Raw genomic sequence first — 12654 nt, 5'->3', positions numbered from 1 at the left:
TATGCATATTTCAACTACAATCGCATATTTAAGAAAATTGCATTATTGTTAATACATATTTATAATTAATACATATTAATTATTTAGGTGGTAAAACGAATGGATAAGGAATTGGTACATCTTATTAAGGAGATTAATCGAGTTGATTATGAAACCAATTTAAAGTTAACCGAAGAATTTTCCTCATTGCTGGATGAAACATTAACTACAAAACAAGCAGTATTTTTAAGTCTACTTCAAACAAAGGGTCCCCTTCAAACCTATGAATTAGCAAAGTTAATGGGTACATCTGCAAGTGCTGTTAGCCAACTAGTAAATAGGCTGGAGCAAGAAGGTTATATAAAAAGAACCATGAGTAAAAAGGATCGTAGAGAGGTTATTATAGAGCTAGATGAACGAGGACATCTTTATTTTCAAAAACAGGAGGAAATTGAGCTTGCTATTATTTATAAATATTATACAAAGCTCAATAGAGAGGACTTGTTACAATTAAAGGATTTACTTTCGAAATTACATTTTATTATTTCAGAGGAGCAGGAAAAAAATAAGCGTTCTTAATGGAGGTATTATTGTGGATTTACATGATTTAAAAAAGGACATATTTAAAATTGCTTATCCCTATATAAAAACCCGTCCAAATGTTGCTTTATCCATCGGTATCATTTCTCAAGACCAAGAAGCTACTTTTACTTTCGGTGGCTCGAATTTTATGCTGGAAGAAAAGCCTTATATATATGAAGTTGGTTCGATTTCTAAAGTTTTTACTACATCCATATTAGGGGAAATGATTCAGGAGGGAAAAGTACATGTAGAAGATTCTATTGGCAAATACTTTTCTGAAATTCCCGATAATCACCCTGTTACACTCAAACGTTTAGCAAATCATACTTCTGGACTACCGGGATTAGGTGTGCTGAAGAACATTTCCAATCTTTTTGACGCACAAACACCCCGCGATCCTTTTTGTCAATATTCACTGGACGAGACTATACATTATTTTAAAACGCACACAGACGAGCCAAAAGTTAAATTTAGATATTCTAATGTAGGAATGGGACTTTTAGGATATATTTTAGCCGATACGCTTCATACTGATTATGAAACAGCTATCAAACAAAGATTAACAGATCCTTTAGATATGCCAAATACATTTATCTCTATCCCTTCTGATCAAGCTGAGGCAGTATTGCAAGGATACACGATTCTTGGACATAAAAAGCCTCCGCTCGAAATGAATGACTTTATGGCAGCAGGGGCAGTCCGTTCAACTGTCAATGATCTTTTAAAATTTATGAAAGTACATTTAAGTGATGAAAATTTAGGTTATACATTATCACATCAAGCTACTGAAACTTTTTCGGAACATATGGGTATTGGTCTAGGATGGCTTCTTGAGGACAATATCATTTGGCATAACGGTTCGACGAAAGCTTTTTCTAGTTATCTAGGGTTTAATAAAACGCAACAAACAGGTGTCGTTGTTTTATCAAATTATCGCTCTCCTATATTGGCGTCAAACCCTGGTCAAATTGGTAAAGATATATTACAGCTTTTACAAAATAAATAGATACTTTATATGAATACAAAACGGGGTATCTCTAATTTTAAGATACCCTCATTTTTAAAGTATTTTTTACTAAATAAAAATCTTAGTAGAACTCTGCATACAGGCCTGCTCTAAAGCCTTATAATAATCCTGTTTATTTTCATATGGGAAAAAGTGATTTCCTAAAAACTCTTTCAAATGAAAGGAATTTGCCGTCACATTTCCCCAATTTTTCATAACGCTTGCTGATGCGTCTGGATCATTAGTTCCGCAATGAGCAACAATCGGACCATGAAATAATTCATTACGATAATCAAAAGACTCATTTAAACGATAATCATTTTTCACAATAGGTAGAATATATTGTAAAACCTCTTTATTTTCCAACAGCTCTTTGGGGGTACCCCCTACTCGTATTAATTCTTTAACTAGTTCACTATCATCCATATATGTTTGATAGTCATCAGGGAAATGATCTTGAGGTGCATGGCGACCGGCTACTATTAATAAATTCACTTTTTTCTTATATTTTTCTTCTAGCAAACAGGCTGTTTTAAAAGCAAGAATAGCTCCCATGCTATGGCCATAAAAATATATTTGCGTTTGATGTGTTACTTTGTGAATTGCTTCTGCAATTTGTGGCATCACATAAAGATAATCTGTAATATACTGTTCTTTTATTCTTGTTGATTTACCAGGTAGCTCTATCGGAAATACAGCTAAGTTCTGCTCCCATGTTTTCCAATTTCTAAAGGCAGCTGCACTGCCTCCAGCATGATGGAAGCAGAAAAGCTTATTACTATGTTCGTAATCTAACTCGTCCACAAAAGGGAACCATCTTTTAACATCCATCACACCCATTCTTCATCCTCCTTCAAATCCTTCATTCTTAATGGTTCTCGTTCCCTAATGCAAACTTTTTGAGAGGGCCCTATTTTTTTGCCAATATCATTCCATAATTTACAAGCTGTTAAATAGTATTGTGTTGTTCGGTCAAAGTAAGTACGACTCCGAATATCTTCATAAAATGTTAGAAGTGAGCGTTCGACGCTTTTAGGCCATATCTTTTTATATAAATCTTCGAAGCTATTGTTTTGCGCAGTAAAAACAATTTCCTCTACGGGGTAGCTTAAAAATTGATTGTCTATTCTCTTATTTAATAAAGCCGACTCGTTTAATGATGAACTCATGCACGGCATCCAATGCACTGAACCATGAGGGTCCGGCAAATACAATGTCCCTCTATTCGTTCCCAAGGTCACTCTGTGCAATAAATAAATGTTACTTTCTGGATTAGCTAAGTCCATTTGATTGAAAACACGTAACGTCACAGGGATATCCCGCATTTTTCCAGATAGCGTATAAAAAGGATCATGCTCTGTAGGATTATTAACTGGTTCAAGTATACAGGTTTGTAAACTACCAAGGGCTTGCCCTATAATATCTAACATTGGAAATAATACTTGGATACTACAAGCCGCCTCTAAATAAATAATATCACTAGCTTCTCTTAATGTTTTCGCCGTTTGTAAAAAGGCATGTACGGCATCTACATTTGGATAAAAACTATTTAAGTGATACTTACAATTACCTACTTTCGCACTTTTAATTAGCTTTACATAGTCATCTTCATGAACAGGATGCTCCTGTATAACATGTATACCTTTCTCTAAAAATGCTTGTGCTATACTTGTCCCTTCTCCACCCACGATAGTTGATTTAACAACAACGCATGCAACATCCACCTGCTCATTTGTTATATCTTCTACAGTTGTGTAAAGTGGAACATTCAATGTATTGGCGAAGTCTTGCGACTGTTTACTCCCCTTAGATAAAATACCTACAAGCCTATAATGAGATGGTAAATTTAAGATTGCCCGCAAATAATACGCACCAAATTTCGTACCACAAACGACTACTCTTAAAGGCCTCATAATATCCCTTCCTCCAAGCTTACATCATTTTCTGTATGTGAAGTGATGATGAAATCTTCTATCGCACACTGCTCATGCAATTCTCGCATGACAATACTAGGATTCAATATGTCACAAGCCCAATAAATCCCACTTTCCTGAATCATCCCTTCTATAATTGCTTCGACTGATAGTGCACAAATAATTCCACTAATCGTAAAGCTATTTTGACAAAGTAATTGAGCTTGTCGTCGTATTGGCTGTTGTTGATACTTTCCAATCATCTCAATGACAAGCGTGTACCATGTTTGTCGCACAGGAAAAATAGTTAGTTTTGCCATCAAATCATCTACAATTTGGTGTAAATGCTCTGGCGTATTTTTCATCGCTAATAGTATACACGCCTGTTGTAATAGCGAAAAAACAGCCTTATTTGGATAAATATTATGCCAATGTGCTTCAGGTATATGTAGCTTTTTCGCAAGGCGAATTGTTTCATTTGTTATATACCTTTGAGCATAAACTGCATTTTCCTCACCATTAATTGTTACATTTATTTTTTCCGTCTGTGCTATATCACGTACTATTTTTTCATCCTTATAAAAAGCATTCGCTGTACCAAAACCATAGATGGAACTAAGCATTATATCGGCAGCTGCGCCTTTACTATATGCTTCTTCTCCACCTGCATAGCCAATTATATTATCTATTTGATCAAATCCTTCCTGGGCTAATAGGCAGGGAAGAATCCCAGATAAACCGGGAAAACTTCCTGCTGAAAGAATCATTATATTAGTTGACTCCTGCTGCATAAATTTCTTCTCCAACAAATCTGCACCAAATGCATCGACATAATGGGCTCCAGTTTTTTTTGCAGCCTGTGCCACTCTATCAATAATGCTATACGAAGGGCCTGCACAATTTAACACGATTGTACAACCTGTACAAAATGTCTCTAGCGCTATTTGGTCATATATATCTACCTGCATATATTCCATAAATTTATATGATTGAGAATGTTCTTTATGCTCACTTCTACTACCACAGCGAAGTGGATATTTATCTTTTAAATATCGTACAGCTGCTTGTCCAACAGTCCCATTGTAGCCAATAATTCCAATTTTAAATTGATGGTTCATGACATACTCCTTTAAGCAGCAATTGAGCGGTCTCTTTCACATTTGGCTCCTGCAAGCACGTAATGTGATTACCATTTATAGGAATGATATTCAAATACCCAAATGTAATCTCCTTCCAAAATTCTTCATTTTTTGTTCCCATTACTGGTAAAAAAGAAGATGTTTTATCTTTACAGCTAAATGCAACTACATCTCCCATGAAAGGCTCGGTTCCATACGATACAACACCCTTAAAGCTTTGACAGAAAATTTGATATAACGTTTCCATTCGTTGCTTTTGAAATGCTGAAATATCACCTTGCAAAGCTGGAACGGTAGTATATAAATCTACCAATCTCTGTTCAGAAGACTTACTAGCAAGCTTTTGATAACATTGTGCAATTGGTGCAAACTCTCCGGTTAAATTACATAAAACTTCAATTGTAATATTATTCGCTTCTTTTTTGATCAAACCATGTAATGCTTTTTTAAGTAATTCATCCTCGATATCATGACCGCTTTTTACAAGATCAGCACCTATTAATAAACCAAATGTTCTTTCCATTAATAGATCATTTCGAAGCTTTGCATCACAAGGCGTAGTATCTATTGTAATGACTGGTTCAACTTGAACACCTTCTGCAAGTAACACCTTTGCCGTTTCAATTGCAATTAGCCCACCCATACAGTAGCCTACTAATTCAAAGCTTGAAGCGTTTAGCTTTAACAATTGTTGTGCATATTTTTGCCCTAAATTTTGAATGAGCGTTTCTGGTGTATAGGCTAAATAATCTGCCTCATCGCCAAAAATAAATCCTACTATCGTATCTTTACGGGCAGGTTCTTCTATTAAATAAGGCAGCAATTGATTGTAAGGTGTTAGTGTCCCAGTTCCATCATGGAATAGTACTTTAATTTTTCCGCCAACTTCTCCTTCAGCTAAAATAACGAAAGATGTTTTTGTATCTGAGGCCGTTTCACCCTGCACGGTTTGATGATTTTCAAGCGAGTGACTTATCTTTTCTGCAATCTCTGCAATTGTCGGCGTTTGTAAAATTTCTACCATTAACTGATCCCACTCCCAGTGCCCTACCTCTGAAAGAGTGTCTCTCATTGCTGCCACAACTTGTGCAACTAGTAATGAATCGCCACCTGCTTGATAGAAGTTTTCATTGCGCCAAATACTTTCTCTATTTAGTGCTTTCGCCCAAATTTCTGCAATTCTTTTCTCTAAGTCACCCTGCGGACATTCACCGGATTGTGCGATAAATGGATTGGATGCTTCTAGTCGACTTTGTAATGCACCTCGATCCACTTTGCCGTTTTCAGATAACGGTAGTTCACAAAGCACTTCAATATGCGCTGGTATCATATATTTTGGTAGTTGTCTTTCTAAATGCTGCTGAACCTCACTTGCATAAAGTCTCTTACGTTCACCTATAAACTGACCGACAAATACTGCCTGATTTGCAGCCGATAATGGATCATTTTTTGTAGGATATACACCGGCTATCTCCACCTCTGTTGCTACAAATAACTCATGCCACTGTTCACGATTGAAAAATACTTGATCATTGTTTTTTCTAAAATCTTCAAAATCATTTAGACCAGCATGAAATTCCATTGATGTAAGAAGTGAATAGTTTTCCCCAGTCGTATCTGCTACTATTAATGCTCCACCTTCAACTGTCATTTCCTTAAAGGTTTGTAACACTTGTGGAGCTTTCTTAGCGTTGTGTAAAACATTATTACATAAAATCAGATCAAAGGAAGATGCTTGAATTCCTTGAGACCAATAGGATTGATTGATATCATACAAACCATATGTAACCCACTTATAAGGTTCAAACGATTTTCGCGCTTCATTTAAAAAGAATTGTGATAAATCTGTAAAAACATATTCTACATTTTTATGATCTAATGTTGGTATTAACTCTAAACTTACACCGCCTACGCCAGCTCCTACCTCTAAAATTCGGAACGGTTTATCTGGATAAGCCTTTCTAAATTCATCTACAATTGTATGGACAGCTTGAATTGTAACTTGATTTAATGAACGACTAATTAGGTTGTCTTTGTATGCCGCTAAAGCAATATCAAAGCTTCCTTTTGGGAAAAATAAATCTAACGAATCAATCTCCCCACGAAGTAGACCTAAAAGATGCTTACTTGAATCTTCAAAGTAATCCACAAGCTTTTTTCCATACTGCATTTTTTCTTCAATTTCTCTCCATTTTAGCCATGAGATTTCAGAAGCATTGTATGGTAAATCTTTATTGATTAGATAATAGTTAGACGTTGCTGGATTTTGCTCAATAAGATTTTCTTTACATAAAACATTCAGCCATCTTCTTAGTAGCTGATGGTAGTATGGATGTACTTTGACTATTTGCTGTATTTCACTTAAAGAAAACTCTCGATCATCTATAAAAACATCTAAGTCTTGGAATGTTTTCATAATATCTAGGACAGCTGTCCAATTTGAAATTGTTGACCATTGTGCAAATAGCTCTCGATCTACATTATGAGTTGCTTGATCTCCAGCTTTTTTCACTACAGGTGCTAATCTTTCTGAAGAAACCAATGTTTTTACTTGATTTGTATTTTTCCTTGCTTGCACGAATGCTGAAATATTAAATTCTTTACTTGCAATAACCGCTGCATGCTCTATCTGTTGCATACGTTGCATAGAACTTTCTATTTCACTTAACTCAATCCGATGCCCATTAATTTTTACTTGAGTATCCTCTCTACCTAAAAACTCAATCACACCATCTGGCAGGAATCTCCCTATATCTCCAGTTGCATATAAACGCTCTCCTGTGTAAGGATGGACAATAAATTTTGCTGCAGTATTTATTTCATCCTGTAGGTAGCCAGTGGCAAGCCCATCTCCCCCAATATATAAATCACCAATTGTCCAATCAGGGCATAGCTCTAGCTCCTTATTCAACACATAAAAATATTGATTTGCTAATGGCTTACCATAAGGAATACTGTTCTTATAGGTAGTATTTATATCTATTGGATAATAAATAGACCAGATTGCTGCTTCTGTTGCTCCACCAAGGCTGATAAATTTCGCTTGTTCAAAATAATGTGCCATTTGTTTTGGTAATGTAACAGGTATCCAATCTCCAGATAAAAATACTAAACGTAATTTTTTATGAAGAGTTGTTGTCGTATCCTGCATGTATGCATGAAGAAGTTGCAATTGGGCTGGTACTGAGTTCCAAATAGTGGCTTGATGAGATGTTAAAAGCTCCAACCAATGTTTTGGATCTTTAAGACGTTTATGCTCTGGTAATATAACGCTACCACCAACACTTAATAATCCAAAAATATCGTATACCGATAAATCAAAAGCTAAATTGGCAATTGCTACAACTCGATCATGCTCTGTTACATGGAAACGATGATTCATATCTAGTATTGTATTCAGTGCTGCTCTATGACTGACAATAACGCCTTTCGCTTTTCCTGTACTGCCAGACGTATGAATAATATAAGCTGGCTGTTCTACATCTACACGTACAGGAATTAACTGTGCTTCTAAAGCAGTGTTTAATTGCTCGACCCCAATAAAGGAAAGAGATTCTTGTTCGTATAAATCACTATGGATAGCATGACCTAAAATAAAAGTGGTTTGCGATTCGCTTATTATATTTTTTTTACGAGCAATCGGTTGATCAATATCTAAAGGTAAATACACGCCACCTGCTGTTAACGTTCCTATTACAGCAGCAATTTGCCAAATACCCTTCTGTAAATCAATTGCTACAAAATCCCCCTGTCGCACACCCTTATTAATCAATGCCTGTTGAATGGCATAGACATAACGACCGAGCTCCTCATATGTAAAACATTTACCATCTACGTAAATAGCTCTATTTTTAGGATATTGTGCAATAGCATCTAGCACATTGTCATAGAGTAACCCTTTAGGTAAATCAATCGTTGTTTTATTTACTTCATTTCTAACCTTTTGCATTGCTTCAGGTAAACCTAATAATTGACGTTCTGTCCATGCTGTTTCGTTAATTGCAAGTTTTGTTAAGTGATCCACAAAAAATTGAAAGGCTGCATTGATTAACCCATTTGGAAAAATACCTTCACGTACATCCCAATTTATTAATATTCCATCTTGTTGTTCAGATACTTGACAATCAATCCATACTTGGGGTGTTTGACTAATTTTATATGCTAATTTCAACTTAGGCTCATTTTCAGACATGTGACTATTCATATCTGCACCTAATGTACTTGTATAAACTACCGGTATAATAACATCACGATTACGATGTCGCTTTAATTCACGCAATACTTCAATTCCTGAAAAATCGCGATACTCTAAGTCTGTCCATAGCTGCTGTTGTATTTCAGCCGCATGCTCATAAAAAGCTCTATCTTTTTTTGCATGTATTTCTAACAGATTGATGGTCGTAAAATCTCCAATTACATCATGAATTTGAGCATGAATATTAGGTCGATTAAGCATCGTTATATTCATACAATAGTGAGATTGTTTTGACCATAAGCCAATAATTTCAGCAAAAGCTGTCAAAATAATACTGGAAGGAGTTAGCCGATAATCTTTTGCCTTCTGACTTAAATACTTCCATTTATGATTAGGTAACAGGAAATTAAATTGTTCAAAACGAACTGTATTGCTATCAATTTTGTCGCTTAGAACGGGTAACTCTGGCGCCTCTGGGAAAGTCTCTAAACGACTAGTCCAATAATTTTTAGCTTTTTCATAGGCAGTTGAGCGATGATGGTGTTGTTTTTGTTCATATTGTTGTATCATGACATCTCTATATTGAATATCTAAAGCTGGTAATGGAGTATTTTCTGTATAGTAATAGTGTTCTAATTCTGCTATTAATACATTGATACTGACAAAATCAGCAATTAACATATCAATAGATAGATGAACAATACTTCGATTTTTTTGCTGTGTAAGAATTAGGTCATATAACGGCCATTTATCAGGATCATATTGCTTAACAGATAGCTCATTTCTTACATGTAATAATCGTTGATTGGCTACTTCAGGTATTCCATCTGATAAATCAATAACTTGTATAGCTGGGAGCTCTACGTTTTTTAATACTTGCTGATAACCTTCCTGATGCACTATCGCACGGAGCATATCATGTCGCTTTATGACTTGGTGCCATGCCTTTTCAAGCCGTGTAGGATCAAAAGTAGTGCCAACTAGTTCTGCATATACTTTACAACCTACTCCGCCATAACGATAATTGTTGCTTCTACCTACTAAATAGGCTGATTGAATATCAGTAAGCGGAAAGGAATCATAGCGTTTTTCAGTATCATGGATAATTGGTTGCTGTTCTTTCTGTAAATAATCAAGAAGTTGCTCTTTATATTCTTTTAATCGTTCTTTACGTTCATTTGTAAGTACACCAGTTGGAGCCTTAAAATGTAATTTTCCATCTTCTACCCAAAGATTCACTCCCAGCTCGCTATACTCCTCTAATAATTTTTTCATATTATAATATTCCCTCCTGATATTCGAAGTCCTTTTTCACAACTTCTATTAGATAGTCATCTTCTTTTAATGGATAAAGTGCTTTGATCGTTAATCCACTTTGATGAAATAGCGCCTCAAATTGGGATTGTGTTCTTTCCTTACCTCCACACATCGTCCAAATATTTAAATCCGTCATATATAAATGCGAGGCATTTCCTTCAATAACCTCTGGTAATAATTTTTCAATAATAGTTAGTGCAGAACTTCGGCCCATACTTTGAGCGATATTACTTAAAATTGTGATTGCTGCTTCATCCTCCCAATCATGGAGAATCCGCGATAGAATATAAAGATCACCCGATTTAGGTATCTCTTGAAAAAAGTCTCCTACCTGAAATGTACATCGACTGTTGATGCCGTAAAGCTCCAATTTTTCTTCTGCCTTTTGTTGTACATGTTGCAGATCTATTACAACTCCTTGAGCATTGCGATAAAATTCCAAAAATTTCGCAATTATCTCTCCAGATCCTCCACCAACATCGATAATTTTTTTGATGCAGTACCAATCCTTTTTTTCTGCAAAATATGCTTCTAGTTGAAGCCCTTCACTTGTTTTACTCATCATATTATTAAACACTTCAAATTTTTCATTTTGCTGTACTTGCGCTTGAAAATAAGACTGTTGCTCTACTAATTGATAAGGGATTTTCTTCGTTTTCATTGCTTCACAAAGCTTCGACCAATAAGGCATTGCCTGTCTGCCTGTGAATAATAGAAAATCCTTTAATGAATCGTTTGCTTGTCCTGATAATTTTTCTCCTAAAGGAAGTAATTTAAAATAATTATTTTCTTCCTCCATATAATTCAAAGCTACTAATGGTCTCATAAAACGAAAGAGCATTTCTTCGTCAAGTGATAATTCCTGTGCCAATAGCGTTACATGCTTTCGTTCATCGAATAAAGCTTCAAATATCCCTAATTCACAAGCTGTATATAGCAAATAAGAAGTAGAAAAGCCTTGAATTGTTGAACGTATCATACTTTCTTGTATATCCATAGTTAATCTCCTTATTAATTACCGCTGCTATCTGCCATCAATTTATACCATCTACAACTAGTGTTTTCTGCGATATTAATAAGGGCATATAGCCCTCCACCTAATAAAGCTAGTCCTATTACACCTGCATACATAGCTAAATAATCTCTACTATCCATTCGATTTAAAATGTAATATCCTAATCCACTAAATGATGCAAAGGTTTCTGCTATAAATAGGATTGCTAATGCTGTTCCTAATGAAGCTCGCAAGGAAGTCATTACACTCGGTAAGCAATAGGGTAGTGTCAAATGGCACAGTGTTTGTAGTTTTGTAGCATTTAATGATTGAATGACTTGTTTCTGAGCATAAGGAATTCCTTTTGCGGCATCACGAATTACTACCACCAATTGAAAATAAAGAACAAAGGCAATTAACATGATTTTTGGAACATCCCCTAACCCAAATAGCACTAGAATAATCGGTAAAAAAACAACCTTCGGGATAGGATAAAGCACATATAATAAAGGACTTAATAAAAGATCTATACTTTTATTCCATCCCATAAGTAATCCAGTAGGAATCGCTAATAAGAGAGCACAGCATATACCGATAACAACTCTATAACTACTGATGACAAAATGTTGTGTTAATTCACCGTTCATTACGACTGTTAAAAATGATTGTCCCGCTTCAAAAGGTGTAGGTAAAAAAGCTTTATTCAATGCGATACTAGATAGATGCCATAATGAAATAATGATGATGGCAGCGATAACTATACTATATGTCTTCTTCACATGGCTCTCCCTTTAACAATTGTTTAATCCGTTGTTGTTGGCGATACATGAATGCAGGATTGTGGCGCTTATCCATTTGATAATCGTTCTCAATAGTACCTGCAATTGTTTTTCCATTCGCGTGAAATACGACTATGCGATCGCTCATCATCAACGCTTCATCAATGTTATGTGTTACAAATAGTATCGTTAAATTTCTTTCATGACGTATTTTCTGCAATGTCTGTATTAATTGCTCCTTCGTTAAAATATCTAACGCTGAAAATGGCTCGTCCATTAACAAAACTTTTGGCTTTTGGATTAATGCTCTTCCTATTGCAACCCGTTGCTGCTGTCCCCCGGATAGTTGAAAAGGATAACTGTACTGCTGATTGTGAATATTCAATTGCGATAAAATAAATTGTGTCTCTCTTTCCCGTTCCTGCTTAGGTCGTTTGGCAAGCTTTAAAGGTAGAGCTATATTATCTTTCACCCTTTTCCATGGAAACAAGCCGTAATTTTGAAAAATAATCGCTATCTCCTGCTGTGGCCCTTTCAATTCTTTACCATCAAAATAAACGGTTCCATTACTCGGTTTCTCCAAGCCAGCTACAATTTTTAATAAAGAGGATTTTCCACTACCTGAAACACCAACAATAGCTACACATTCACCAGAAGATATATGAAAATTAATGTTTTGCAGGACAGTTACCATACTTGAGGCTGTCTTGTACGCTAAGTCAACATGCTGAATTCTATACACGACATATC

The 12654-nt window shown here is 35.5% G+C and carries 9 protein-coding genes; 2 read left to right on the top strand and 7 right to left on the bottom strand.

Features of this window, described 5'->3' with window-relative positions; translation table 11 throughout:
• Positions 1–99: 99 nt before the first annotated feature.
• Together ABH968_RS00300 and ABH968_RS00295 are read left to right on the top strand one after the other, a co-directional pair.
• On the top strand, positions 100–558 hold the full coding sequence (locus ABH968_RS00300) for a MarR family winged helix-turn-helix transcriptional regulator (protein WP_370041516.1): 459 nt from the start codon (positions 100–102) through the stop codon (positions 556–558).
• A 13-nt stretch (positions 559–571) separates the two neighbouring features.
• On the top strand, positions 572–1567 hold the full coding sequence (locus ABH968_RS00295) for a serine hydrolase domain-containing protein (protein WP_370041514.1): 996 nt from the start codon (positions 572–574) through the stop codon (positions 1565–1567).
• Positions 1568–1636: 69 nt separating this feature from the next.
• Here ABH968_RS00295 and ABH968_RS00290 read toward each other — a convergent pair whose 3' ends face one another.
• From ABH968_RS00290 to ABH968_RS00260, 7 genes are read right to left on the bottom strand one after another with little or no spacing between them, the layout of a single operon-like run.
• Positions 1637–2398 carry a thioesterase II family protein gene (locus ABH968_RS00290; RefSeq protein ID WP_370042158.1) on the bottom strand — a complete coding sequence of 254 codons (762 nt, stop codon included), beginning with the start codon at positions 2396–2398 and terminating at the stop codon, positions 1637–1639.
• Positions 2398–3480, bottom strand: coding sequence for a Gfo/Idh/MocA family oxidoreductase (locus ABH968_RS00285; protein ID WP_370041513.1), 1083 nt, complete (start codon positions 3478–3480; stop codon positions 2398–2400). The genes ABH968_RS00290 and ABH968_RS00285 overlap by 1 nt, the downstream gene beginning before the upstream one ends.
• Positions 3477–4598 (bottom strand): saccharopine dehydrogenase NADP-binding domain-containing protein, encoded by a 1122-nt coding sequence (locus tag ABH968_RS00280; RefSeq protein ID WP_370041511.1) that lies wholly within the window; start codon positions 4596–4598, stop codon positions 3477–3479. Before ABH968_RS00280 ends, ABH968_RS00285 begins: the two co-directional genes overlap by 4 nt.
• Positions 4582–10089 carry an amino acid adenylation domain-containing protein gene (locus tag ABH968_RS00275; RefSeq protein WP_370041510.1) on the bottom strand — a complete coding sequence of 1836 codons (5508 nt, stop codon included), beginning with the start codon at positions 10087–10089 and terminating at the stop codon, positions 4582–4584. Before ABH968_RS00275 ends, ABH968_RS00280 begins: the two co-directional genes overlap by 17 nt.
• Before the next feature lies 1 nt (position 10090).
• The gene (locus ABH968_RS00270) at positions 10091–11128 is read right to left on the bottom strand and encodes a methyltransferase (protein ID WP_370041508.1); all 1038 of its coding nucleotides are present in this window, start codon (positions 11126–11128) and stop codon (positions 10091–10093) included.
• 14 nt (positions 11129–11142) lie between these two features.
• Positions 11143–11904 carry an ABC transporter permease gene (locus ABH968_RS00265; RefSeq protein WP_370041506.1) on the bottom strand — a complete coding sequence of 254 codons (762 nt, stop codon included), beginning with the start codon at positions 11902–11904 and terminating at the stop codon, positions 11143–11145.
• Positions 11888–12646 (bottom strand): ABC transporter ATP-binding protein, encoded by a 759-nt coding sequence (locus tag ABH968_RS00260; RefSeq protein WP_370041504.1) that lies wholly within the window; start codon positions 12644–12646, stop codon positions 11888–11890. The genes ABH968_RS00265 and ABH968_RS00260 overlap by 17 nt, the downstream gene beginning before the upstream one ends.
• Positions 12647–12654: the final 8 nt, after the last annotated feature.

This window comes from Lysinibacillus sp. RC79 (assembly GCF_041262405.1).
Taxonomy (GTDB): Bacteria; Bacillota; Bacilli; order Bacillales_A; family Planococcaceae; genus Lysinibacillus.
The sequence above is the reverse complement of the archived record's forward strand: the minus strand, read 5'-3'. Positions and strand labels throughout refer to the sequence as shown.

Coding starts and splice junctions, on each gene's coding strand:
- ABH968_RS00280 (WP_370041511.1), bottom strand. CDS start 4,598: ATGAACCATCAATTTAAAATTGGAATTATTGGCTACAATGGGACTGTT.
- ABH968_RS00285 (WP_370041513.1), bottom strand. CDS start 3,480: ATGAGGCCTTTAAGAGTAGTCGTTTGTGGTACGAAATTTGGTGCGTAT.
- ABH968_RS00275 (WP_370041510.1), bottom strand. CDS start 10,089: ATGAAAAAATTATTAGAGGAGTATAGCGAGCTGGGAGTGAATCTTTGG.
- ABH968_RS00300 (WP_370041516.1), top strand. CDS start 100: ATGGATAAGGAATTGGTACATCTTATTAAGGAGATTAATCGAGTTGAT.
- ABH968_RS00290 (WP_370042158.1), bottom strand. CDS start 2,398: ATGGATGTTAAAAGATGGTTCCCTTTTGTGGACGAGTTAGATTACGAA.
- ABH968_RS00270 (WP_370041508.1), bottom strand. CDS start 11,128: ATGGATATACAAGAAAGTATGATACGTTCAACAATTCAAGGCTTTTCT.